20 protein-coding genes and 1 pseudogene are annotated in these 24,574 nt (G+C 71.3%); 14 read left to right on the top strand and 7 right to left on the bottom strand.

Features of this window, described 5'->3' with window-relative positions; all coding sequences use genetic code 11:
- Position 1 precedes the first annotated feature (1 nt).
- The 4 genes from dnaJ to ACFC09_RS08310 all read left to right on the top strand — a co-directional run bounded on the left by dnaJ (position 2) and on the right by ACFC09_RS08310 (position 5,217).
- The gene (gene dnaJ / locus ACFC09_RS08325; RefSeq protein WP_376524983.1) at positions 2–1,180 is read left to right on the top strand and encodes a molecular chaperone DnaJ; all 1,179 of its coding nucleotides are present in this window, start codon (positions 2–4) and stop codon (positions 1,178–1,180) included.
- Positions 1,181–1,185: 5 nt separating this feature from the next.
- Positions 1,186–1,632 carry a heat shock protein transcriptional repressor HspR gene (locus ACFC09_RS08320; protein WP_376524981.1) on the top strand — a complete coding sequence of 149 codons (447 nt, stop codon included), beginning with the start codon at positions 1,186–1,188 and terminating at the stop codon, positions 1,630–1,632.
- Between the two features lie 488 nt (positions 1,633–2,120).
- Positions 2,121–3,230, top strand: a complete 1,110-nt coding sequence (locus ACFC09_RS08315; RefSeq protein WP_376524979.1) for a sugar ABC transporter substrate-binding protein — start codon at positions 2,121–2,123, stop codon at positions 3,228–3,230.
- Between the two features lie 940 nt (positions 3,231–4,170).
- Positions 4,171–5,217, top strand: a complete 1,047-nt coding sequence (locus ACFC09_RS08310) for a LuxR C-terminal-related transcriptional regulator (RefSeq protein WP_376524978.1) — start codon at positions 4,171–4,173, stop codon at positions 5,215–5,217.
- Here ACFC09_RS08310 and ACFC09_RS08305 read toward each other — a convergent pair.
- The gene (locus ACFC09_RS08305; protein ID WP_376524976.1) at positions 5,180–6,190 is read right to left on the bottom strand and encodes a helix-turn-helix transcriptional regulator; all 1,011 of its coding nucleotides are present in this window, start codon (positions 6,188–6,190) and stop codon (positions 5,180–5,182) included. The two genes, ACFC09_RS08310 and ACFC09_RS08305, sit on opposite strands and share 38 nt — an antisense overlap.
- A 354-nt stretch (positions 6,191–6,544) precedes the next feature.
- Here ACFC09_RS08305 and ACFC09_RS08300 point away from each other — a divergent pair, with 354 nt between their 5' ends.
- Positions 6,545–6,841 carry a (2Fe-2S)-binding protein gene (locus ACFC09_RS08300; RefSeq protein WP_376525039.1) on the top strand — a complete coding sequence of 99 codons (297 nt, stop codon included), beginning with the start codon at positions 6,545–6,547 and terminating at the stop codon, positions 6,839–6,841.
- Positions 6,842–7,131: 290 nt separating this feature from the next.
- Here the strand turns inward: ACFC09_RS08300 and ACFC09_RS08295 are convergent, their stop codons facing one another.
- Positions 7,132–7,557, bottom strand: a complete 426-nt coding sequence (locus ACFC09_RS08295) for a pyridoxamine 5'-phosphate oxidase family protein (RefSeq protein ID WP_376524974.1) — start codon at positions 7,555–7,557, stop codon at positions 7,132–7,134.
- Between the two features lie 324 nt (positions 7,558–7,881).
- Here ACFC09_RS08295 and clpB point away from each other — a divergent pair, with 324 nt between their 5' ends.
- Together clpB and ACFC09_RS08285 are read left to right on the top strand one after the other, a co-directional pair.
- Entirely contained in the window at positions 7,882–10,479 is a 2,598-nt protein-coding gene (gene clpB / locus ACFC09_RS08290; protein WP_376524972.1) for an ATP-dependent chaperone ClpB, read from the top strand.
- Between the two features lie 268 nt (positions 10,480–10,747).
- Positions 10,748–11,275: a YbjN domain-containing protein gene (locus ACFC09_RS08285; RefSeq protein ID WP_376524970.1), complete on the top strand. Its 528-nt coding sequence runs from the start codon at positions 10,748–10,750 to the stop codon at positions 11,273–11,275.
- 199 nt (positions 11,276–11,474) lie between these two features.
- Here the strand turns inward: ACFC09_RS08285 and ACFC09_RS08280 are convergent, their stop codons facing one another.
- Entirely contained in the window at positions 11,475–12,689 is a 1,215-nt protein-coding gene (locus ACFC09_RS08280; protein ID WP_376524968.1) for a hypothetical protein, read from the bottom strand.
- A gap of 200 nt (positions 12,690–12,889) precedes the next feature.
- On the opposite strand from ACFC09_RS08280, the gene ACFC09_RS08275 reads away from it, so the two are divergent.
- The 3 genes from ACFC09_RS08275 to ACFC09_RS08265 all read left to right on the top strand — a co-directional run bounded on the left by ACFC09_RS08275 (position 12,890) and on the right by ACFC09_RS08265 (position 13,994).
- On the top strand, positions 12,890–13,057 hold the full coding sequence (locus tag ACFC09_RS08275; protein WP_376524966.1) for a hypothetical protein: 168 nt from the start codon (positions 12,890–12,892) through the stop codon (positions 13,055–13,057).
- A gap of 236 nt (positions 13,058–13,293) precedes the next feature.
- A complete protein-coding gene (locus ACFC09_RS08270) occupies positions 13,294–13,647 on the top strand; it encodes a prevent-host-death family protein (protein ID WP_376524964.1) in 354 nt (117 codons plus the stop codon).
- A 35-nt stretch (positions 13,648–13,682) separates the two neighbouring features.
- Positions 13,683–13,994, top strand: coding sequence for a hypothetical protein (locus tag ACFC09_RS08265; RefSeq protein ID WP_376524962.1), 312 nt, complete (start codon positions 13,683–13,685; stop codon positions 13,992–13,994).
- A gap of 26 nt (positions 13,995–14,020) precedes the next feature.
- Here ACFC09_RS08265 and ACFC09_RS08260 read toward each other — a convergent pair.
- The 3 genes and pseudogenes from ACFC09_RS08260 to ACFC09_RS08250 all read right to left on the bottom strand — a co-directional run.
- A pseudogene (locus ACFC09_RS08260) lies at positions 14,021–14,194 on the bottom strand (aminotransferase); the annotation flags it as partial.
- A gap of 91 nt (positions 14,195–14,285) precedes the next feature.
- On the bottom strand, positions 14,286–14,546 hold the full coding sequence (locus ACFC09_RS08255; protein ID WP_376524960.1) for a Txe/YoeB family addiction module toxin: 261 nt from the start codon (positions 14,544–14,546) through the stop codon (positions 14,286–14,288).
- A gap of 10 nt (positions 14,547–14,556) precedes the next feature.
- Entirely contained in the window at positions 14,557–14,814 is a 258-nt protein-coding gene (locus ACFC09_RS08250) for a type II toxin-antitoxin system Phd/YefM family antitoxin (protein ID WP_037676836.1), read from the bottom strand.
- A gap of 543 nt (positions 14,815–15,357) precedes the next feature.
- On the opposite strand from ACFC09_RS08250, the gene ACFC09_RS08245 reads away from it, so the two are divergent.
- Positions 15,358–18,432: an FG-GAP-like repeat-containing protein gene (locus tag ACFC09_RS08245; protein ID WP_376524958.1), complete on the top strand. Its 3,075-nt coding sequence runs from the start codon at positions 15,358–15,360 to the stop codon at positions 18,430–18,432.
- Positions 18,433–18,810: 378 nt separating this feature from the next.
- On the opposite strand, the gene ACFC09_RS08240 is transcribed toward ACFC09_RS08245, so the two are convergent.
- The gene (locus tag ACFC09_RS08240; RefSeq protein ID WP_376524956.1) at positions 18,811–19,998 is read right to left on the bottom strand and encodes a pyridoxal phosphate-dependent aminotransferase; all 1,188 of its coding nucleotides are present in this window, start codon (positions 19,996–19,998) and stop codon (positions 18,811–18,813) included.
- Between the two features lie 840 nt (positions 19,999–20,838).
- On the opposite strand from ACFC09_RS08240, the gene ACFC09_RS08235 reads away from it, so the two are divergent.
- The 3 genes from ACFC09_RS08235 (at position 20,839) to ACFC09_RS08225 (ending at position 24,542) form a co-directional block, all read left to right on the top strand.
- A complete protein-coding gene (locus tag ACFC09_RS08235; RefSeq protein WP_376524954.1) occupies positions 20,839–21,363 on the top strand; it encodes a DUF2617 family protein in 525 nt (174 codons plus the stop codon).
- Positions 21,364–21,787: 424 nt separating this feature from the next.
- The gene (locus tag ACFC09_RS08230) at positions 21,788–23,428 is read left to right on the top strand and encodes a polyamine aminopropyltransferase (protein ID WP_376524953.1); all 1,641 of its coding nucleotides are present in this window, start codon (positions 21,788–21,790) and stop codon (positions 23,426–23,428) included.
- Between the two features lie 82 nt (positions 23,429–23,510).
- On the top strand, positions 23,511–24,542 hold the full coding sequence (locus ACFC09_RS08225) for an SRPBCC domain-containing protein (RefSeq protein WP_376524951.1): 1,032 nt from the start codon (positions 23,511–23,513) through the stop codon (positions 24,540–24,542).
- The last annotated feature ends 32 nt before the right edge of the window (positions 24,543–24,574 follow it).

Raw genomic sequence — 24,574 nt, 5'->3', positions numbered from 1 at the left:
GATGAGCACCAAGGACTTCATCGAGAAGGACTACTACAAGGTCCTCGGCGTCCCCAAGGACGCCACCGACGCCGAGATCAAGAAGGCGTACCGGAAACTCGCCCGCGAGAACCACCCGGACGCCAACAAGGGCAACGCCAGGGCGGAGGAGCGCTTCAAGGAGATCTCCGAGGCGAACGACATCCTCGGCGACCCCAAGAAGCGCAAGGAGTACGACGAAGCGCGCGCCCTCTTCGGCAACGGCGGCTACCGCCCGGGGCCGGGCGCGGGCGGCAACTTCAACTTCGACCTGGGCGACCTCTTCGGAGGCGGCGCCCAGGGCCAGGGGCAGGGCGCGGGCGGCTTCGGCGGTGGCATCGGTGACGTCTTCGGGGGCTTGTTCAACCGGGGCGGCGCGGGGACCACGCGCACCCAGCCCCGGCGCGGCCAGGACATCGAGTCCGAGGTCACGCTGAGCTTCACGGAGGCCATCGAGGGCGCCACGGTGCCGCTCAGGATGTCCTCGCAGGCGCCCTGCAAGGCATGCTCGGGCACCGGCGACAAGAACGGCACGCCGCGTGTGTGCCCGACCTGTGTCGGCACCGGGCAGGTGGCGCGGGGCTCGGGCGGCGGCTTCTCGCTCACCGATCCCTGCCCCGACTGCAAGGGCCGCGGCCTGATCGCCGAGCACCCCTGCACGGAGTGCAAGGGCAGCGGGCGGGCCAAGTCGTCCCGGACCATGCAGGTCCGCATCCCCGCCGGGGTGACGGACGGGCAGCGGATCCGGCTGCGCGGCAAGGGCACCCCGGGCGAGCGGGGCGGACCGGCGGGCGACCTGTACGTCGTCGTCCACGTCGGCGAGCACCCGGTGTTCGGCCGCAAGGGCGACAACCTCACGGTGACCGTCCCGGTGACGTTCACCGAGGCCGCGCTCGGCGGCGAGGTCCGGGTACCGACCCTGGGCGGGCCGCCGGTCACGCTGAAGCTCCCGCCGGGCACGCCCAACGGCCGCACCATGCGGGCGCGGGGCAAGGGCGCGGTCCGCAAGGACGGCACCCGCGGGGATCTGCTGGTCACCGTCGAGGTGAGTGTTCCCAAGGACCTGACGGGGAAGGCTCGTGACGCGCTGGAGGCGTATCGCGAGGCGACCGTGGGTGAGGACCCGCGGACGGAGCTGTTCGAGGCCGCGAAGGGAGCCTGAGAGAGATGGACGGCCGTCGACGTAACCCGTATGAACTGACCGAGGAGACCCCGGTCTACGTCATCTCGGTGGCGGCCCAGCTCTCCGGCCTGCACCCGCAGACGCTGCGCCAGTACGACCGGCTGGGCCTGGTCTCCCCGGACCGCACCGCGGGACGGGGCCGCCGCTACTCGGCCCGCGACATCGAACTGCTCCGCCAGGTGCAGCAGTTGTCGCAGGACGAGGGCATCAACCTGGCCGGCATCAAGCGCATCATCGAACTGGAGAACCAGGTCGCCGCCCTACAGGCCCGCGCCGCGGAACTACAGGCGGCGCTGGACGGCGCGGCGGCGGCGATGCGGCAGCGCGAGGCAGCCGTCCACGCCTCCTACCGCCGCGACCTGGTGCCGTACCAGGAGGTCCAGCAGACCAGCGCGCTGGTCGTGTGGCGGCCGAAGAAGGCCAAGGACTGACCGGCGCGGCACGGCAGTACGTACGGCAGGGGCCCGGAGGTGATCCTCCGGGCCCCTGCCGTGTCCGCGCACGCTCAGCGGGGACCTGCCGTTCGAGGGCCGGGGAGGGCCGGGGAGAGCCGGGGAGGGCCGGGGAGGCAAAGGGAAGGCCGAGGGAAGGCCGAGTAGGGCCGGGGAGGGCCGGGGTGGACGCGGAGGAGTGGGCCGGGGTGGCCGGGGCGGTCCCGACGGCCGTTCCTGACGTCGGCTCATGTGAAGAAATCAAGGTTGGACGGATCTTTGCCTTCTCCTGAACTGCCCTGGGTGGAGGCCCCGTACCTGCTGCTTCAAGAGAGTTCCGCCAGACCTTCACAGCAACGACTGGACGTTACGTTGCGCACTCGTTAGGCACTTCTCCTTGACGCGGGTGGTGTCGACGCGTTGGCTTTTCAGTCACCTGGGCCGAATCAAGCCCTCACGTCCCGAACGCACCTAAGGTGAGCACTCGAATGCGTCGTATGGTCATGGCCGTGGCTGCGTCCACGGTGATCCTCCCGCTCGCAGGCTGTGGCGTTCTGAACGCGACGGGCAGTTCGGGCGACAGCGCCAGTCCCACCAAGGGCGACGACGTCACCGTGGGCCTGCTGCTGCCGGAGACGGCCAACACGCGCTACGAGAAGTTCGACTACCCCATCATCAAGTCGAAGGTCGACTCGCTGACCGGCCGGCAGGGCAAGGTCGACTACGCCAACGCCGGGGCGGACGCGGCGAAGCAGGCCACGCAGATGCAGAAGATGATCGACGACAGGGTCGACGTCATCCTGCTGGACGCGGTCGACGCGCACGGCATCGCGGGCGAGGTGCGCAAGGCCAAGGACGCGGGCATCCCGGTCATCGCGTACGACCGGCCGGCCGAGGGGCCGGTCGACGCGTACATCTCGTTCGACAACGAACTCGTCGGCGAGTTGCAGGGGCGTTCCCTGCTGGAGGCGCTGGGGTCGGGCACCGAATCCTCCAGGAAGATCGTCATGATGAACGGCGCGCTGACCGACCCGAACGCCAAGCAGGTCAAGCAGGGCGCCCTCGCCGCGCTGAACGGCAAGGTGACGGTGGCCGCGTCGTTCGACACCAAGGACTGGAAGCCGGAGAACGCCGAGGCCAACATGGCCCGTGCCCTCCACGACATCGGCAAGGACGACATCGCGGCCGTCTACTCCGCCAACGACGGCATGGCGGGCGGCATCGTCAAGGCGCTCAAGGCCGGCGGGGTCGTCGAGATGCCGCCGATCACCGGCCAGGACGCCGAACTGGAGGCGGTGCAGCGGATCGTCGCCGGCGACCAGTACATGACCGTCTACAAGTCCTACCCGGACGAGGCCGAAACGGCCGCCGAGATGGCGCTCGCCAAGGTCCAGGGCAAGGACATCCAGTTCGACGCGCTCACCCCGGACCGGGTGAACAGCCCCACCACCAAGGACATCCCGGCCCAGTTGGTGCAGGTGAGCGCGATGACGAAGAACAACATCAAGAGCACGGTCATCGCGGACGGCATCTACAAGGTCTCCGACATCTGCACGCCCGACTACAAGGCGGACTGCGACGCGCTCGGCCTGAAGTAGCGGCTACGGCCGTGAAGGCGGGCCGTGGCCGTGAACGCGGCGCTCCGTGCCCCTGAACGCGGCGCTCCGTGCCCGTGCTTGTGCTCGTGTTTCGTAATCGTGCTCGTGGCCGTGTCCGTCGAGTGGCCGTGTGCGGGCGGTGCGCGGGACGGGTGAGGAGGGAGTGCCCAGGGGGGCCTGACGGCTGCTGTGGGGCTTCTGAGGGCCGTTCACCGGGTTCCGGCCGCCCCGCCGGAGCCACGCCGCCGGGGGCGCGGAGGCGGCCGTCCGAGCGCCGGTACGCGACCTCCGCGCCGTCCACGGCGCAGGCCGGGCCCCGCTGGTCGCCCTCCTCGCCGATCGGCCGCCCCGCCGGCCGCTCGCCCCACCGGCTGCTGCGCGCGCCGTTGTCGTCCCGCGCGCCGCCACCGCCGTACGCGCCTGCCGGTCACCACGCGCCCGCCACCGCCGTACGCGATGCGCGGTCAGACCCGACCGGCCCGCCGTACCCGCCCGCCGTACTCGCCCGCCGTACTCGTCCCGAGTCCCATCCCCGACCCCCATTTCCGACCCCCATTTCCGACCCCCACTCCCGAGTCCCGTATGCCGCGTCCCGGGGCCCCGTAGAACCCCCTGTTCCGGCTCGCTCGTACAAACATCCTGATCCGGGTGTCGGCCGGTCTGCGGGTGTCTTCCGCATACGGCCCGGGGCGGCGTGGACGCGCAGGGTGACACAGTGGTCGCTGAGGGGATTTCACCTGCTCACGGCGGTGCGGGAGTTCGCCGACGGGCGTCGGCGGACCGGCCGACCGGCTGCGGGAGGGCCGAAAGACGCCGGGGAGGAACCGGGAGAATCCACCGGATCACGCTGGGCACGGCGCGGGCAGCCGTGTTGCGGAGCCGGTCGGGGCCGCGCATAGTTGCGCTGCGGAAGTGGCAGCAACCGGGGGTGGAATGGGCGATGACCGGGCGCGGAACGGAGGAGCATCCACACGGTGCCGACCGCCTGTGCGAAGCCGGGGACAGCGTGTACTCCCGGGCCGTACGGAGCGGGCGGGTGCCGCGCATGGATGCCGAGCCGGTGCCCTGCCTGCTGGATCTCGCCCTGCTGCACCCGGACCCGGACGACATGGACTGGCTGGTGCCGACCTCCCCGCAGGAGGTCATGACCCGGCTGCTGCGCGTGATGTACGACGAGGTCAGGGAGAGTCAGCGCCGGGTGGGTTCGGCGGTGGCGGCCTTCGAGCGGTACGCGGGTCTCGGCCGTCAGCTGCCGGCCCCGGCGTCGGCACCGGCCGAGGGCACCGCGATCCGGGTCCTCGACGGACTGTCCCGGATCCAGGCGGCGATGGACGAGGCGACCGCGGCCTGCACCACCGAGGTGCTGACGGTGCAGCCAGGCGGCATCCGGCGGGAGGCCGAGCTGACCGAGGGGCTGCACCGGGCGCTGGCGCTGCGCGGCCGGGGCGTGCGCATGCGCGACCTGTACACGCACGTGGCACGGCACGGCCAGGGACTGCTCAACTACCTGGAACTGATGGGTGACGCGGTCGAGGCCCGCACCCTGGACGAGGTCATCGACCGGCTGATCCTGTTCGACCGCACGGTCGCCTTCATCCCGGCGAACACCGACCGCACGATGGCGTTGGAGCTGCGGCACCCGGCGATGGTCGAATACCTGGTGACGGTCTTCGAACGGCTGTGGCGCCTCGCGATCCCGCTGACCGCCCCGCTGCCCGACACCGGCATCGAGGGCATCTCGCACCGCGAGCAGTCCATCGCCGCGCTGCTGGCCGAGGGCCACCAGGACGCGGTGATCGCCGAGCGCCTGGGGATCAGCGTCCGTACCTGCCGCGCGCACATCGCGCGGCTGTCGGAGACGCTCGGCGCCGCCAGCCGCACCCAGTTGGGCGTCCGCATCGCCCAGGTGGGCCTGGACGGCACACACCGCCCGGCCGGCGAGAGCCCGCTCAGTATTCCTGATCAAGGATCCCCGAGCGTGCGATGAGATAGCCGAGCTGGGCGCGGCTGCCGCTGCCCAGGGACTGGGCCAGCTTGGCGATGTGGGCGCGGCAGGTACGGACGTTCATGCCGAGCCGGCGGGCGATGGCCTCGTCGACATGGCCCTCCACGAGGAGCTTCGCGATGGAGTGCTGGATCTCCGTTATGCCGTCGGGGGCGGCCTCGTAGGGCCCGTCCGTGCCCAGCGGGACGGCGCGGTTCCACATGAACTCGAAGACCTTGACCAGATAGCGGACCAGGCCCGGCTGGCGCAGCTCCAGCGCGACCTGCTGGTCGTCGCGGATGGGGATGAACGCGACGGTCTCGTCGCAGATGATGAGGCGCTCCACCAGTTCGTCGATGGTGCGGTACTCCGCCTTGCCGTCGGCGAGGTGCGCGGCGTAGGCCAGCTTCTCCGGGTTGTGGCGGGCGGTGTGCTGGTACAGGGTGCGGATCCGCACGCCGCGTTCGATCAGCGGCCGGTCGCGCTCCAGCCCCTTCAGGACGCTGCGTTCGGAGATGCGGTCGCTCGGCTGGACCGTCAGCACCTCCGTGCGGCACTGCTCGGTGGCCAGGTTGAGCGCGGCGTTGATCCGCTCGCTGCCCTCCAGCAGGGTCATCGAATCGCTGCTCGCCGTGTCCTGCGTGCTGAGCGTCATGAACGGTCCGAAGGCGTCCGCCAGCTCGATCGTCAGCCGCCGCCGCTCGGTTATCTCACGCTCGATCGGGCCGAGCCGCTGGACCAGGGCGACCGAGGGCGGCACCGGGCGCAGCCGGTCCGGGTCGTCAGGGTCCGGGTGGAGCAGGCCGAACTCCAGCAGGCAGGGGGCGGCTTCCACAGCTGTGCGCGAGACGTGTCCCGTGCGTAGAGCCGCGGCATAGACACGGCCACCATCCTCACACAGCTCCGTCACAGCGTGGGGATGTGTCGCTTTTGAGTGACTCGTTGCCAAATCTCCACCCCCCAGGGTCCTGAACATGCAGGAACATGATGCACCGATTGTGTGGCCATGACGTGCCCGAATGAGCCATCGTCGTACCTGACGGGGGAAAAGGGGACCTTCAAGTGAGGACGAAGCCGACTATGGGTAAGAAAATGCTTCGCTCGGTGCTTGTCGCTGCCTTCTCTGCCCTGGTGGCCGTCGGTGCGTTGGGCGGTTTCTCCGGCACGAAGGGCGATGTTCGGGCAAACACCAGCTGGCCTAGTGTCGCGCAGGGCACCCAGTGGCCCCCCGCGCAGAGCACGAGCAACACGTCGTGGCCGCTCCCGCCGGTAGTGGGAGCCGGGGGCTGACGTGAGCACTCCACCCGACGACCGCTCCTTCCGCCGTGAGATGGCGACCGCCTATCGATCCGGCTGGCACTTCATCGACCTGGTCACCGCCATCCCCCACAGCGGTGACTCGCTGATGGTGACCGTGTTCGGCGAGCCGGTCGTCGTCACGCGGGACGAGGACGAGGACGTACGGGCGTACCGGTGTCTGCGGAAGCCCCGAGGGGCTCCGCAACCTGTGCGATGTGCCATTCGGTACGGAATGATTTTTGTGAACCTGGATCAGCGGGACCATCGGCTGGCAGAGCCGGAGGTCCCGGATGTGAGGACTATCTCGGCCACCCCCCGCAGTGCCTGACGCGATTCCCCCGTCGTTATAGATCGCTCAGGTACTTCCCCCCGCAGCGGCGTCACCGTGACCTGAACACGGTGACGCCGCTGTCGTTTCAGGGGATATTTCGCGACATCAACCTGTTCTCATGCTGGCTCAAAACCGCTTGTGGCGGTCCGTGGTCGGCTGCGCACCGGAAGGGCGCCGGGGCCGGAACGGGGCTCGACCCGGCCGGGCTCGCCCCGGCTCGACCCGCCCCGGGGCGGATTCCGCGCCGCGCTCCCGGTGCGGCCCGAATCCCGGCCGCCGCCCCGGGATCACGCCTTCCCCAGCGCCCGCTCCACCCGGATCTCGATCACCACGCGGGAAGGGTTCGGCGACGGCGTCCGCTCGTACCGCTCCGCGTGGCGCCGCTCCGCCTCCGCGACGCGCTCCCGGTCGGTGCTGACGAAGGCCCGGCCCTCCAGGGTGGCCCAGCGCCGCCCGGCCACCTGGCAGACGGCGACCCGGGCACCGGCCCGGCCGGCCGCGACGACATGGCCCGCCTTGGCGCTCGTCCCGTTCGTGATCACCCGGGCCAGCCGGGCCTCGGGGTCGTAGGTCACGGAGACGGGCACGACGTGCGGGCTGCCGTCGGGGCGGAGGGTCGTCAGGGTGCACAGATGGCGCTCCCGCCAGAAGGCGAGGTACGACGCGTCCGGTGCGTCCAGGTCCACGGCGTAGTCCACGGTCGGTCGGCTCATGCCTCCGGAAACTACTCCAGGGCCGGGCGGCACGTCGGCGCGGAGGCGGGCTGCCCGGGAGGCCGAGGACCGGGACCCGCCCCCCGCCCCGACCTATGCCGGGCGGTCCCCGACCTATGCCGGGCGGTCCCCGACCTATGCCGGGCGGTCCCCGACCTATGCCGGGCGGTCCCCGGCCGATGCCGGACGGTCCCCGGGCTCCCGGTCTCGCCTTGAGTGGAATAGACTCAACTTTGTGTACGTTGGTCAAGTCAGCACTGGGAGCACCGGGAGACGCGGCCGACAACTGGCCGACGAGCCGACGCCGAGGAGGAGAACGCGAACGTGGACGCCGAGCTGACCAACAGGAGCCGGGACGCGATCAACGCGGCCAGCACGCGAGCCGTGACCGAGGGACACCCGGACCTTACGCCTGCCCACCTGCTGCTGGCTCTGCTCCAGGGGCAGGACAACGAGAACATCACCGACCTGCTCGCGGCCGTCGACGCCGACCAGGCCGCCGTACGGTCCGGGGCCGAGCAGGTGCTCGCCGGGCTGCCCAGCGTGGCCGGGTCCACCGTCGCGCCCCCGCAGCCCAACCGCGAGCTGCTCGCCGTCCTCGCCGACGCGGCCGCGCGCGCGAAGGAGTTCGGCGACGACTACCTTTCCACCGAGCACCTGCTGATCGGTATCGCGGCGAAGGGCGGCGCGGCCGGCGAGGTGCTGGCCCGGCAGGGCGCCGACGCGAAGAAACTGCAGACGGCCTTCCAGAAGGCAAGGGGAGGGCGACGCGTGACCACCGCCGATCCGGAGGGCCAGTACAAGGCCCTGGAGAAGTTCGGCACCGACTTCACCGCGGCGGCCCGCGACGGCAAGCTCGACCCCGTCATCGGGCGGGACCACGAGATCCGGCGGGTCGTCCAGGTGCTGTCCCGCCGTACCAAGAACAACCCCGTGCTCATCGGCGAGCCCGGCGTCGGCAAGACCGCCGTCGTCGAGGGCCTCGCCCAGCGGATCGTGAAGGGCGACGTACCGGAGTCGCTGAAGAACAAGCGGCTGGTGGCGCTGGACCTCGGCGCGATGGTCGCGGGTGCCAAGTACCGGGGTGAGTTCGAGGAGCGGCTGAAGACCGTCCTCGCCGAGATCAAGGACTCCGACGGGCAGATCATCACCTTCATCGACGAGCTGCACACGGTGGTGGGCACCGGCGCCGGCGGCGACTCCGCGATGGACGCGGGCAACATGCTCAAGCCGATGCTGGCCCGCGGTGAGCTGCGCATGGTCGGCGCGACCACGCTCGACGAGTACCGCGAGCGGATCGAGAAGGACCCGGCGCTGGAGCGGCGCTTCCAGCAGGTGCTGGTCGCCGAGCCGACCGTGGAGGACACCATCGCGATCCTGCGCGGTCTCAAGGGCCGCTACGAGGCACATCACAAGGTGCAGATCGCGGACAGCGCGCTGGTGGCCGCCGCCACCCTCTCCGACCGCTACATCACCTCCCGTTTCCTGCCCGACAAGGCCATCGACCTGGTCGACGAGTCCGCCTCCCGGCTGCGCATGGAGATCGACTCCTCGCCCGTGGAGATCGACGAACTCCAGCGCGCCGTCGACCGGTTGAAGATGGAGGAGCTGGCGATCGGCAAGGAGACCGACGCGGCCTCCCGGGAGCGCCTGGAGAAGCTGCGGCGCGACCTCGCCGACAGGGAGGAGGAGTTGCGCGGTCTCAACGCCCGCTGGGAGAAGGAGAAGCAGTCCCTGAACCGGGTCGGCGAGCTGAAGGAACGCCTCGACGACCTGCGCGGCCAGGCCGAACGCGCCCAGCGCGACGGCGACTTCGACACCGCCTCCAAGCTGCTGTACGGCGAGATCCCCGAGCTGGAGAAGGAGATGGAGGCCGCCTCCGAGGCCGAGGAGGAGGCCGCGAAGGACACCATGGTCAAGGACGAGGTCGGCTCCGACGACATCGCCGACGTCGTCGCCGCCTGGACCGGCATCCCCGCCGGGCGGCTGCTGGAGGGCGAGACGCAGAAGCTGCTGCGCATGGAGGACGAGCTGGGCCGCCGGCTGATCGGCCAGACCGAGGCCGTGCGGGCCGTCTCCGACGCGGTGCGCCGCAGCCGGGCCGGCATCGCCGACCCCGACCGGCCCACCGGCTCCTTCCTCTTCCTCGGCCCGACCGGCGTCGGCAAGACGGAACTGGCCAAGGCGCTCGCCGACTTCCTCTTCGACGACGAGCGGGCCATGGTCCGTATCGACATGTCGGAGTACAGCGAGAAGCACAGCGTGGCCCGGCTGGTCGGCGCGCCCCCCGGGTACGTCGGCTACGAGGAGGGCGGCCAGCTGACCGAGGCGGTGCGCCGCCGCCCGTACAGCGTCGTCCTGCTGGACGAGGTGGAGAAGGCGCACCCCGAGGTCTTCGACATCCTCCTCCAGGTGCTGGACGACGGCCGGCTGACCGACGGGCAGGGCCGTACGGTCGACTTCCGCAACGCGATCCTCGTCCTCACCTCGAACCTGGGCAGCCAGTTCCTGGTCGAGCCGACCACCAGCGAGCACGAGAAGAAGGAGCAGGTGCTCGAAGTGGTCCGGGCCTCCTTCAAGCCGGAGTTCCTGAACCGGCTCGACGACCTGGTCGTCTTCTCCGCCCTGAGCAAGGACGAACTGGCCCGGATCGCCCGGCTCCAGATCGACCGGCTGGCCCGGCGGCTGGCCGAGCGCCGGCTCACCCTGGAGATCACCGACGAGGCGCTGGCCTGGCTGGCGGACGAGGGGAACGACCCGGCCTACGGTGCCCGCCCGCTGCGCCGTCTGGTCCAGACCGCCATCGGCGACCGGCTCGCCAAGGAGATCCTTTCCGGGGAGGTCAAGGACGGCGACACGGTCCGGGTGGACGCCTTCGGCGACGGCCTGCTGGTCGGCCCGTCCACCGGCAAGACACTCTGACCCGTCGCGGGTCCGGATCGCCCGTCCGGACCGCCCGTCTCCACCGCTCGTCTCCACCGCCTGTCTCCACCGTCCGTCTCCCGGCCGGAACCGGGCCGGGGAGACGGGCGGCGGCGCGTCCGGATGGCGTGCGGGCACGTGCTTCGTGGCGTGCGGGTAAAGCCTTGACCGGATCGTGTCTGCCCGTGGCGGACAGTGCCGCCGGGGCTTGCCACCCCCCTCCCCGGATGAGGGAGGATGGCGGAATCCGTACGAAGGGAAATTCACGGTGACCATCGACCCGTCCTCGATTCCGAACTTCGGGGGCCAGCCCGAGCCGCAGCCCCAAGGACCGGCGGGCCCCGTCGTCCCGGATCAGGATCTTGTGAAGCAGCTCCTCGACCAGATGGAGCTGAAGTACGTCGTCGACGAAGAGGGTGACCTCGCGGCGCCGTGGGAGCAGTTCCGTACGTACTTCATGTTCCGTGGGGAGCCCGATCAGGCGGTCTTCTCGGTGCGGACCTTCTACGACCGGCCGCACCAGATCGAGGAGAAGCCGCAGCTCCTGGAGTCGATCGACGACTGGAACCGCAGGACGCTGTGGCCCAAGGTGTACACGCACACCCATGACGACGGCACCGTCCGCCTCATCGGTGAGGCGCAGATGCTGATCAGCACCGGCGTCGACCTCAACCACTTCGTCACCTCCACGGTCAGCTGGGTGCGGGCCGCGATCGAGTTCGACAAGTGGCTGGTGGAGCAGCTCGGCCTCGAACAGGAGGTCAACGAGGCGGACAAGCCCGACGACGAGGAGTGACACCGTCGCTCCGCACCCTGGCGCGCGGTGGCGCGGCGACCCGGCACGGCAGGTGAGCCGCCACCGTCCCAGCCCCGTGCGTCCCGCTCATCCGGTTCGTCCTGTGCGTGTGCGTCCTGTGCGCTCTGTGCGCTCTGTGCGTCCTGTGCGCTCCGTGCTTCTTGTGCGTGCTGGGGCGGCGGCCGGGCGGTCACGGCCGTCACAGCGGCGTCCGCGCGAGCACGACGAGATAGGCGCCGTATCCGAAGGAGAGCCCGGCCAGGGCGCAGACCACCACGGTCGCGTGCCAGGGCCGGGCTCTCGCCGTCCGTACCAGGGCTCGGGCCAGCGGAATCAGCAGCGGGAACGCGGGCAGCAGGAAGCGCGGCTTGGACTCGAAGAAGCCGGAGCCGCCGAGCGTGATCAGGAGCAGCACCCCGCTGTACACGAGGAGGGGGAGCGGGGCCCGTTCGGCGACCAGCAGCGCGTACAGCAGCACGGCCAGCGCCACGATCAGCAGCGCCACGGAGAAGACGAACCGGTCGCCCCGGACCAGCAGCCCGCGGACGAAGTGCAGCGAACCGCGCCCGAGGTCGAACCGCGACCCCCACAGCCGCTGCACCTCGAAGTAGCCGCCGAGCAGGTCGTCCTTGCGCCGCCCGACCCAGAGCACGTACGCCGTCCAGCCCAGCGGCGCTAGCGCGGCGCCCGTCCACAGCCTGTGGGAAAACCGGCCGCCGCGCCGCCGGATCCGGTACGCCTCGCAGGCCGCCGCGGCGATCAGGGCGGCGGCCACCGCGATGCCGTTGGGCCGGGACAGCCCGGCGAACGTGGCCAGGCTGCCCGCCCACAGCCAGTTCCCGGCCAGCACGGCGTACAGGGACCAGGCCGCGAACGCGGTGAGCACCGGTTCGGTGTACGCCATCGACAGCACCACGGAGTGCGGCAGCAGCCCCCACAGCACCACCAGCACGGTGCCCACGCCGGGGCCGTACAGGCGTGCCCCCACCGCGTAGATCCCGCAGGCGGCGACCCCGGCGGCGGCCCAGGACACCAGCAGTCCCGCCGCGCCCCCGCCGAACGGCGTCACGGCGGTCACGACCCGCACCAGCGCCGGGTACAGCGGGAAGAACGCCAGGTCGCTGTGGATGACGTCCGGTTCGAAGGCCAGGGTGCGGCCGTAGCCGTGCGCGGCGATGCCCAGGTACCACACGGAGTCCCAGGACCGGCCGAGCAGGGCCAGCGGCTGCTTGTCCCGGGTCCAGGCGGCCACGGCCAGCACGGCGATCCCGGCGATCCGGGTGACGGCGAACACCCCGAGCGCGATCCCGCTCGCCGTCAGCAGGGACAGCCGGGCCCGGACACGCTCCCGGGGGCCGGGCTCCTGGGACACCGCGGGAGCGGCAGGGACGAGGGTGGGACTTGCGTGGCTCACATTTTCGCAGCTTGCAGGGGCGAGCGCGGGCGCGCGAGCAGTGTGCGGCCGAGCGGGTACGTCGTGACGGCCGTCGGCGTGGCGACGTGACAGCCGCGGGCGCCGGATCCCGCAGCCGCGGGGCCCGGGTCCCGGAGTCCGGACGGCCCGCGCGGAGGGGCTACGGCGGGGGCAGGACAGGGGCGGTACGGCGGTGTCTGATGCTGTGGAACGTGGCCGACCGCAAACCGAGCGCCGTCCTGGCGGACAGCAAGGAGCAAGGCGTGGAGGGGGCCGTCGCCTTCAGCCCGGACGGCCGGCTCGTCGCGGGCAACGACCACGACGACCGCACCGTATGGCTGTGGGAAACGCCGTCGAAAACGCCGTAGCGCACCGGTGGAACCGTTCGGTGCCGGCGTCGGGTGGTCCGGGTCCTGTCAGCCCTTTGCTCTCTCCCGTAGAAATCAGAGCGTAATCTGAGTACAGTCTGAGTATGAGGATCGCGCACCCGGCAACGGAGTCGGAATCCGTATCGTTCACTGATCTGTCCCGGAACCCGAAGGCGGTCGCCGCGAGGGCCGCCGCCTTGGGGTGCTTGCGTGTCACACATCGAGACGCGCCCGACATGGTGCTGACCACGGCCATACACGCGGAGCGTACCGAGGAGAACCTGACCACCGCGTCGCGGCTGTTCCTCGCCCTGATGAAGCAGGACGGAGGGGCCAGGTCGATTCTGCTCGCGCTGCCCGAGGTGTTCCCGTGGGTGCGTCACCTGGACGACGAAGAGGTCCGGGAATTCACCGTCGAGCTCCTGGACGCGCTGTCCGACGCCGCTGAGCTGGGTGCCAGGGAAGCCGTGCACCGAGCGATCGTGTCGTGGCGGGCGACTGCCCGCGTCAACGCCGACCCCGACCAGCTCAGGGAAGCACTGCGTCCGCTCGGTGGAGTCGACCTCGGCCCGGTCGAGGTGCACGAGTGAGCCCGAAGAAAGGTGATCGGGTCAGTGTTCCTCCGTTGAGCGGCTGGAACGTCATCCTTGGGACGACGGAGGCCGCGACCGGCTGGGAGGAGCTGTGCCGGGTGGCGTTGCCGAACGCCCATCGCTGCCTGGAAGCCCTTCGCACAGACCCGCTGTCGCGGGCCAACTGGAACCGTCAGCACCAGCTCCGCGGCAGGCACGCGGCCAAGGAGTGGAAGGGCTCCGAGCTGGAGCAGTGGGAATACGAGATCACCAGTGGCGGCCGGGTCCGCTACCTGGTCAGCCCCGAGACCTCGACTGTGATCCTGGTGTACGCCTCACCGCGGCACCCGAAGGACACTGAGTAGCCCAAACCCCAAGACCCTTGTGCTCCCAGTGTCCTGAGGCGGGCGACGGCCTCCTCCAGCACGCCCGTCTGCTTGCAGAAGGCGAAGCGTACGAAGGGTGCGCCCTTCTCGCGGTGGTCGTAGAAGACGGCGTTGGGGATCGCCACCACTCCGCAGCGCTCAGGCAGCGCGCGGCAGAAGGCGAAGCCGTCGCCGACCGGGGCGCGGGCTGAGAAGTCCGCCGCTCTCCGCCGTACGACTGAACGCACCGTGCGGAGGGGACGGGACCGGTGGATCGCCGCGGTTCACCGGTCAGCTCTCGTAGTGGTAGCGGCACTGTGCGATCAGGACGCCGTCCTCGGTCGCCTTGTGGATCAGCCGGTGCTCGTCGTTGATGCGGCGCGACCAATAGCCCTGGAATCCGTGCTTGAGGGGTTCCGGTTTGCCGATCCCCTTGTTGCCGTTCCGGGCGATGTCCGCGATGAGTGTGTTGATGCGCTCAAGGATCTTCCGGTCCTGCAACTGCCACCACAGGTAGTCCTCCCAGGCACGGGAGGAGAAGGTGATCTTCAACCCGGGGCCCTCACTCGTCGGTCGCGAGCTCGCGTACGGTGCCGCCGCCGTTCTCCAGCTCGTCGATGGAGGCGAGCAGGCGCCGGGCGTTCGCCGGGCTTCGCAGCAGGTACGCGGTCTCCTTCAGGGACTCGTAGTCCTCAAGGGAGACGATGACGACCGGCTCATGTCCGGCCCGGGTGATGACGACCTCCTCGCGGTCGTCGGTGACGGAGTTGAGCACCTCGGCGTACCGCGCGCGGGACTCGGAATACGTCATGGTCTTCACGGTCAACCCTCCTTCGACGTACAAGAAATTGTACGTCCCACTCTGTGGTGCGGCAAGCGCCGGTACCACGGCCGGGAGCATGCGGCCTCCGGTGTGGACGTTCCGGGCGGGTGGGGCGGGGCGGGCGACGGGGAATGCGAGGATCGACCTGCGGCGGCGGTCGGTGCGCGAGCGCTTTGCGGAGCCTTTCTGCCGCATCCAGCAGCACCTCGGCGCGTTTGCAGAATGCGAGCCGGACGCAGGGGACGCCCGCTGCGGCAGGGAGCATTTTGTCTGGCGCGCGGCGACGGCAACGACGTCACAGGCAACGGCAGGTGCGCCGAGAAGGGACCTGGCGTCGCCGGCCCGGTGGCCGTCGCGGAGACGATCAGGATCTCGTCCTACCGGTGCCCCAGAGAAACCTGTGGCCACTGTTATTCTCAGCTCGCCGCGTGTGGGGGGGAAGTTCGGGGGGCGGATATTTCGCGGCAGCATCAACACGCGCCTTCCCGGCAGTCGACCTCCGTCACGCCTCTTTCCGCCGGAAGCCCTCAGGAGGCGACGATGGCTCGTCGTACCACCGCCCGCGGCGTCGTCGCCGCGCTGGCAGTCCTCACCGTTGTCGCCGGTCCCGGTCCGCTCGTCGGCACGGCCGATGCGGGCGACGGCACCGGGAGCACCGCACTCGCGACCGAAAAGGTCTTCCAGTCCGACCGTTACAAGCCCCGCGCCGACCGGCTCCACAGCGCCGGTGCCGACGGCTACCTGCACGCCCAGGAGGGGCGCTCCGGCTACCTGTGGACGTCGTACGCCACCGGTGCGACGACCGAACTGGGCGAGCTGCCGCGACTCGAACTCGCCGGCTACCTGGGCTCGTCGTCCGACATCGTGACCGACGTCGTCTCGCCCACCCAGAAGGTCGTCCTCCGTGACCTCTCCGCCGCCACCAACACCGATGTCACCCTCACCCACGGCGCATACCTGGCCACGTACGGCACCCATGTGCTGACCCAGGCCCAGGACACGGCCGGCAGTCGCACGCTGTGGCTCTACGGCGGCGACGCCCCGGCCGACGGCACCCTCGTCGACGGGTGGCCGGCCGGGATCACCGCGAACTTCCGGGTGCTGGGCGGCGACAGCGGCACCGCCGTCGTCGGCTACGCGCTGGGGGGCGTGCAGCACCTGGCGCTGGTGGACCTGGCCGCCGCGAAGGTCACCGGCGACGTGACCGTGTCCGCCGCGCCGGCCGCCGTCGAGCTGAGCGCGGACCGGCTGGTCTGGTACCCGTCCGGCACCACGCCGGTGGCACACGTCCTGGACCGCGGCGACCTCACCGCCCCCGGGACGACGGTGACCCTGCCCGGCACCGAGGGCACCCCGTCGGTCGGCATCGCCGGGGACTGGCTCGTGGTGGCCCGTACCGTGCCGTCGAACCCCTCCGACCTGGCCGACGAGTCCGGCGAGCAGCTCATGGCCGTCCCCGTCACGGGCGGCGCCCCGGTCACCCTGCTCCGGCACGCGAACAGCTCCGTCGTCCCCGCCCCCGACGGCGGCCTGCTGGTCGTCGGCGGCGCCGACGCCGGGCACTGGGCGGTACGCCGGGTCACCGACACGGGCGCGGACACCCCGGCACTGACCGAACTGGCCGCCGTACCGCCGGCAGCGGCGAAGATCACGCGGCTGTCGCTGGAGAACGGCACCCTGGCCACCGGCGAGGCCGACAGCAGCTTCCTGGGTGCCTACTACACCCGGCCGATCGCCGCGGACGGCACGCCCGGCACCCGGACCTGGGAGAAGTGGGACGGCCGCGACACGGGCCCGTACGCCACCGGGGACGGTCGCGCGGTGACTTTCACCGCCGACGCCGACCCGGTCGGCTCGTACGTCCAGTCCGTCGACCGCGATGACCAGGCCGGCTTCTTCTACCTGCCCTCGGCCGCCGGCACCGTCCTCGACGTCACCGGCCGCTACGCGGTCGTCAACGGTTCCTCCCCCAGCAAGCAGTACGTCGGCGACCTCGGTGTCTACACCGACCTGCAGCCCGTCCTCACCCGCTCCGCCACAGCCGCCTCCGTCTGGGGGACCAGCCTGTGGACGCCGGGTTCCGGCAACGGTGTCGTCACCGCCAGGAACCTGAAGACCGGCGCGATCGCCACCACCGTCAGCACCGGCGCCCCGTGCGTCCCCAAGGAGCTCCAGGTGGTGAGCCGCTGGATCTACTGGTCCTGCGGTACGGGCGGGACGGCCGGCGTCTGGGACCGAACGGCGAAGAAGAACACGCCCGTGCCGTCCGGCCAGGTCCAGCTCGGCGACGGATACCTCGTCCGGCAGGACACGACCACCGGGACGCTGCTCCTCACCGCCTTCGCCGACGGCACCGCGACCACCCGTGAGATAGCCGACCTCCCGGCGGGCACGTCCGGCGGGCGTGGGACGACCTGGACCGTGGACAAGTTCGGCGGGCCCGTCGCCTACGTCGACACGGAGAACCGGATCCACCTGGTGCCCAGCGGGGTCGCCACCCAGCCGCTCTCCGCCGTCGAGTCCGAGACGACCGGCAACGCGGGGGAGAGCAGCGCGGCCGTCAGCCCGTGGTGGCAGTGGCGTGGGCTCCTCTCCAAACCGGCCGCCTCCTGGACGGCCACCTTCACCAGCAAGGCCACCGGTGTCGTCGTCCGCACCCTCTCCGGTGGGACGGTGCAGGGCAATCTGACCGCGCGGTGGGACATCCGTGACGCCAAGGGCGCGCTCGTCCCCAATGGCACCTACACCTTCACGGTGACGATCCCGCCCGCCGACGGCTCGGGACGCGCGCTGACCGTGTCGCAGACGGTGAAGGTGTCCGACGGGGCCGCCGTACGCCACGACTTCACCGGTGGCGGTTCCTGGGCGCCCGACGGAACCGGCGACGTCCTGACCCTCAACTCCTCCGGCGCCATCAGCTACCGGCCGGGCACCGGCACGGGCACCCTGGGCAAGGCCATGTCCGCCTCTGGCTGGCCCACCTCCGTGAAGCTCGTCCCGTTCGGCGATCTCGACGGCGACCGGCGCAACGACATCCTCGTCCGGTTCAGCAGCGGCGAACTGCGGGTGTACCGGACCAGGCTCGGTCAGGCGTTCCTCACCAACACCCCGCACACCTCGCTGGGCAAGGGCTGGAACCAGTACGACGTCCTGACCTCGCCCGGCGACATCAGCGGCGACGGCCGTCCCGACCTCATCGCCCGCAACTCCGCCACCGGCGCGGTCTACCTCTACAAGGGGACGAGCACCGGAAAGCTCTCCGCGCGTGTGAAGCTCTACGCCGACTGGAAGACGTACAAGAAGATCGTGGGCGTCGGCGACCTCAACGGCGACGGCATCGGCGACCTGGTCGCCCAGGACAAGTCCAACAACCTGTACCGCTGTCTCGGCACGGGCAAGGGCACCTTCTCCGCACGCGTGAAGATCTTCTCCGCCTGGGGCGGCTCGTACAACACCGTCATCGGCGTCGGCGACCTCACCGGCGACGGCAAGGCCGACCTCCTGTCCCGCGACACCTCCGGCAACCTGTGGCGCAACAACGGCAACGGCAAGGGGGCGTTCGGTGCCGGCACGAAGATCGCCACCGGGTGGCAGGGGTACAAGGGGATCTTCTGAGTGGTGACGAGAAACGTGGCCCTGGGGCTGGTCGACCTCGAACCCGGCTGCCCGTGACCGTCGCAGAGCAGGTCGCGCGCTTGCGGCGGAGGTCGGCGCCGACGTACGTCAGATACTGCTCCGCCCCCCAGGACGGCGGGGACGAGCGGGCCGTTCGCAGTCACCTCTGTTCGGGGCGTGGACGTCTGCGTCCACTTCCCTGCCGACGTTCCCTGCCGACGTTCCCTGCCGACGTTCCCTGCCGACGAGAACTCCGCCCTCGATCCGGCGATCCTCCGCGAGGACGCCCGCCGGGAAGGCAAGCGCTCAAGCTTCGAAGACGTCTCGACCTCTTCCGCACGCAAGGACTACGGCGACTGCACCACGATGGCTGACCGGCTACGACAGCTGCCGCAGCCGCTTCGCCGCCTCCTTCAGCACCTCCACCCGCTTGCAGAACGCGAACCGCACGAACGGCGCCCCCGCGTCCCGGTGGTCGTAGAAGACCGCGTTCGGGATGGCGACGACGCCCGCCCGTTCCGGCAGCGAACGGCAGAACGCGAAGCCGTCGGTCTCGCCGAGGGGGCGGATGTCGGTGGTGATGAAGTACGTGCCGGCGGTGTCGTAGACCTCGAAGCCCGCCTCCGTCAGGCCCGTCGCGAGGATGTCCCGCTTGGTCTGCATGTCGCGGCGGAACGTCTCGAAGTACGCGTCCGGCAGGGCGAGGGCCTCCGCGACCGCGTACTGGAAGGGCCCCGAGGACACGTACGTCAGGAACTGCTTCACCGCGCGCACGGCGCCCACCAGCTCGGGCGTCGCCGTCACCCAGCCGACCTTCCAGCCCGTGAACGAGAAGGTCTTCCCGGCGGAGCCGATGGTGACCGTGCGTTCGCGCATGCCGGGGAACGCGGCCAGCGGCAGGTGTTCCGCGCCGTCGAAGACCAGGTGCTCGTACACCTCGTCCGTCACCACCAGCAGGTCCCGTTCCACCGCCAGCGCGGCGATCGCGGCCAGCTCCTCACGGGTGAGCACGGCCCCCGTCGGGTTGTGCGGGGTGTTGACCAGCAGTAGCCGGGTGCGGTCCGTCACCGCGGCGCGCAGTTCGTCCAGGTCCAGGTGGAAGCCGCCCTCGTGCGGCCGTAGCGTCACCGGCACCCGGGTGCCGCCCGCCAGCGCGATGCTCGCCGCGTACGAGTCGTAGTACGGCTCGAACGCGACGACCTCGTCGCCCGGCTCCAGCAGGGCGAGCATCGCGGCGGCGATGGCCTCGGTGGCACCCGCGGTGACCAGGACCTCGGTGTCCGGATCGAAGCTCAGGCCGTGGAAGCGCAACTGGTGGCCGGCGATGGCGGTGCGCAGTTCGGGAACGCCGGAGCCGGGCGGGTACTGGTTGCCGCGCCCCTCGCGCAGTGCCCGTACGGCCGCCTCCCGCACCTCCTCGGGGCCGTCCGTGTCCGGGAAGCCCTGACCCAGGTTGATCGACCCGGTCCGCACCGCCAGCGCGGACATCTCGGCGAAGATCGTCGTCCCGAACTCGGCGAGCCGGCGGTTGAGCAGTGGGCGTGCGGTGGAGGTCATGCCGGTCATCCTGCGCCGAAGCTCTGGAGTTCCTCAACTCTGCTTTGGCCCGGGAGAGGGTGGGGCATCCCCCGTGCACACGGCAGTCACGCACCACGAGAGGCGCCCACGGGGGGTCGCTTCGGGGGAATGGAAGGAGGGTGGCGCCATGGTCTTCGGCATCATCCTGGCGGTGATCGTGATCCTGGTCATCGGGTCTGTGGCGAAGGGCGCACGCAGGCGCAAGAAGGGCGCGTACGTGATGAGCGGCCGGGGGCGGGCATCCCGTTCGTCCCGTTCCTCGGCTTCGTCTTCTTCGTCTTCTTCGTCCGCGTCCGGCGGCAGCTGGTGGGCGGGTGACGCGGGCGGTTCGTCGTGCGGCTCGTCCTCCGGCGGCGGGCACGGCGGGCACGGCGGACACTCCTGTGGCGGCGGCTCGTCCTGTGGCGGCGGGTCGTCGTGCGGCGGCGGATGCGGCGGAGGCAGCTGACACGGGGCAGCTGAGCTTCACCGGGCATCATCCACCTCACCCTCGCCCGCGCAGGGGCGCCTGTCGGACGAAGGCTTCCGACGGGCGCCCAGCCGCGCAAAACGTGCGCTGGGCGCACGCTTTGCTTGAACAGGTGAGCTGTGGAGCCCTCTGAGGGATGGAAACCCGACTAAGTTGGGTAAAAACGCTGTGGCGGCAGCACAGTTCGTGATTCCCTCGAAATCACCAACGCAGCCCCTCGGACGTCCGGCAGACACCCCGCTCCTTGGCTGGGCTGGCTGGGCCGCCGACCGGGCTGATGTGGCCGATCTCCCGGTGTCGACCGTGGCGTGCCGGACCACACTCCCTCTTCATCTTTGCGTGCTTAGCGGAGCCGATCCATGCTCACGACCCTGAACACCTCCTATACCGACACGCGCGCGGCCGACCTCGCCTGGGCGCTGGGACGCGAGCCGCTTCCCGCCCTCGCCACCCTCGATCTCGAACTGGCCCGTGCGAAACTCCAGTTGAGACTGCTCGGCGCCTCCCACCAGGTACTCCTGGAGGAGGAGCGGGGCGGCTGCTCGGAGACGGTGGCGTGCATCCCGGGGTCCAGAACGCCGTTGCCGCTGGGCGTCGCCAAGCGCGTCGGCGACTGGGAATACGAGTTCGCCGCCCGCGTGGAGTTCCTGCCGCCGGGGTCCTTCGCGGGCCGGGCCCAGGAGTTGCTGGCCCTGGTCTCCGACCATCCCCACGGTCTCGCCGGTGTCTTCCCCGGCAGCCCCCACGCCTTCACGGCGATGCTCGCCCAGTACCACGAGGGCCAGGTGCACTGGCGCACCTGGCACGCGTACCCGCAGGACGGCCAGTTGGTGGCCACGCGGACACGGGTGGGCGTGCGGGTGCCCGCCGTGCAGCCCGGATAGAGCGCCGTACGGCCCGTGTGGACCGCCGTACGGCCCGTGTGGACCGCCGTACGGCCCGTGTGGACCGCCGTACGGCCCGTATGGACCGCCGTACGGCCCGTATGGACCGCCGTACGGCCCGTATGGGCCGCCGTGCAGCCTGGATGGACCGCGACGCCGTCTGTCGGAACGGGATCCGGAACGTCATCCGGAACGGGATCCGGGACGCGATCCGGAACGTCATCTGGAACGGGATCCGGGGCGTGATGTAGTCGGCGGGAGCCGCCGTCGGCCGCTGGAACGCGATGCCGTGCGGACGGCCTTCGGCGCGGGCGGGCAGGGCGCCGACAGTGTTGTGGCGGGATAAACGCCTCGCGCGTCATCCGGGGCAGTTCCACACGTGTGGGTGACGAAGCGTGCCCTTCATGTGACGTAACGTCGCAGAGTGATCGAACCGCACGCTCCCGCCCCTCCCGGTGTCCCGCCGCTCCGGAGCGGACCCGCGCGGCTGTCCGTCCGGCCCGGGACCGGACGGTTCCTGGTCCTCGCGGGCGTCTTCGTCTGCGCCGCCTGCGGACTCGTCTACGAACTCGAACTGGTCGCCCTCGCCTCGTACTTGATCGGAGACTCGGTCACCCAGGCTTCCGTCGTGCTGTCCGTCATGGTCTTCGCGATGGGCCTCGGCTCGCTCGCCGCGAAGCGGCTGCGCCGGCACGCGGCCGCCGCCTTCGGTGCCATCGAGGCGGGCCTCGCGCTGGTCGGCGGATGCAGCGCGATGGCGTTGTACGCCCTGTTCGCCTGGACCGGCGACTGGGGCGGCCTGTGGGCCAGCGGCCCCCGCTGTCTGCTGGTCGCCTTCTCGCTCGCCATCGGCCTGCTGATCGGCGCCGAGGTGCCGCTGCTGATGGAGCTGATCCAGCGCATCCGGCGGCAGGACCCGGGCGGCGCGGTCGCCGACCTGTTCGCGGCGGACTACGTCGGCGCGCTCGTCGGCGGCCTCGCCTTCCCCTTCCTGCTCCTGCCGTTCCTCGGCCAGTTGACCGGCGCGCTGCTCACCGGCGCGGTCAACGCCGTCGCGGGCGGCGCCCTGGTCCTCGGCCTGTTCCGCCGCGACCTCGGCCGCCGGCCCCGCTGGGTGCTGCTGCTCGCCAACATCGCCGTCCTCGGCCTGCTCGCCTCCGCCGCCGTCCTCGTGGACGACTTCGAACGGCTCGCCCGGCAGGCGGTGTACGACGGCGACGTACGCGTGGCCCTCCAGACCGACGTCCAGGAGGTGGTCCTCACCGGCGGTACCCGCGGCCACCCCCTCGATCTGTACCTCGACGGCCGGCTGCGCGTCGGCGGCCGGGACGAGGGCCGCTACCACGAGGCGCTGGTCCACCCCGCGATGACCGGCCCGCACGCGCGCGTGCTCATCCTCGGCGGCGGGGACGGACTGGCCGCCCGGGAGGCGCTGCGCCACCCGGGCGTGCGCCGGATCGACGTCGTCGAACTCGACGCGGGCCTGCTCCGGCTGGCCCGCCGCGACCCGGGGCTGTCCGCCCTCAACGGCCACGCCTACGGCGACGCCCGCGTCCACGTCACCACCGACGACGCCTTCGGCTGGCTGCGCGGGGCGCCCACCGGCACGTACGACGTCGTGATCGCGGATCTGCCGGACCCCGGCATCACGGCCAGTACGAAGCTCTACTCCGAGGAGTTCTACGGTCTGACCCGGCGGGTGCTGGCCGAGCACGGCCGGCTCGTGGTGCACGCCGGACCGGTGGCCGCCCGGCCGCGGGTCTTCTGGACGGTGGAGGCGACGATGCGCGCGGCGGGGTTCGGCACCGCGCCCTACCGGGTGCTCGGCCACGACCCCGGGTTCAAGGCGGGCCCGGACCGCTCCGCGGGCGCCTCCCGCACCCCGCACGACTGGGGATTCGTGCTGGCCGCGCCCGGCTCCGCCGCGCCGCCGCTGCGGCTGGACCCGGCGGGGCCGCGGCTGCGCACCCTGACCCCGCAGTCGCTCGCCGCGGACGTTCGGGCGGCGGCCGGCACCCGGATCACCGGCGTGCCGGCCTCCACGCTGGTGCATCCGCGGTACTGACGACCGGCGGTCCGGGGGGAATGACGACCGGGCGGCCCACAGGGGGGTACGTACCGGCCGCTCGTGGGTAGGCTCAGCCGACATGGAGCATGAGGTCTTCGTTCCGGTTCCGGCCGAGCGGCTGCGGCAGGCGCTCGCCGAGCCCGCGCGCATCGCCCGGGCGGTTCCCGGGCTCCAGCAGGACGCCGGTGCCGAACCGGTCGCGGGGCGGCTGAAGGTGCGCATCGGTGGCCACTCCATCACCTACCGGGGATCGCTGCGCGTCTCGGCGCGGGACGACGGTTCCTACGAGGTGACGGGTGAGGCGACCGAGGCGCGCGGCACCGGCCAGGTCAAGCTCGCCCTCGTCCTTCGCCTCCGCGACGCCGACGGCGGCACCGCCGTCACCGTGGAGGGCACGGCCGCCGCGGACGGACGGGTCGCCGAACTGCCCGCGGACGCGGTGGGTTCGGCGGCGGTCCGGCTGCTGAGCCGCAGCGTGGAGGCCCTGGCCGCGGCGCCGGAGAACACCCCCGGCCGCGCGCCGGAGGACTCCGTCGGGCCTGCGGCCGGGACCCGGGCGGCCGACGCGGCCGAGGGGACGGCGGACACCGGGCGGACAGAGGGCGCCGAGTCGGGTTCCGGGGCGGACGCCGGGGTTCCGGGGGCGGACGCCCGTGGTTCCAAGGCGGATTCCGAGGCGGACTCGGAGGCGGGCTCCGAGGACGACGCGCCGGCGTCCGTCTTCGAGACCGAGGTGCCGCCGCCCTCGCCGGCTCCCGACGCGGCGGACGAGGCCGGGGACGAGGACGAGGCCGAGGACGAGCAAGGGGCCGTGGCCGGGGAAGGGGCCGCGGCAGGCGCCGGGGAAGGCGCCGGGGAAGGGGTCCGTGGCGGCCCGGCGGGTGTCGCGCCCGTCGGCGGCCTGCCCGCCGAGGCGGCGCACGCACGACGGACCATGATCGGCCGCAGCGCGGAGGAGGTGGACCACGCCCCGCCGCGCGGGCGCTACGCCCCCGTACCGGTCCCGGAGACGGTCGCCGCGAACTCCGCGCTGCGCTGGGCCGCCCCCGCGGCGGCCCTCGCCCTCGCCTCGGCGATCGTGGTCGGCAGGGCGCTGCGCAGACGTCGCTGAGGTCCTTCCGGGGATCCGTCAGAAGGGCCCCG

Origin of the sequence: Streptomyces sp. NPDC056161 (assembly GCF_042268025.1) — a bacterium.
Taxonomy (GTDB): domain Bacteria; phylum Actinomycetota; class Actinomycetes; order Streptomycetales; family Streptomycetaceae; genus Streptomyces.
This window is presented reverse-complemented; position numbering and strand designations above follow the sequence as displayed.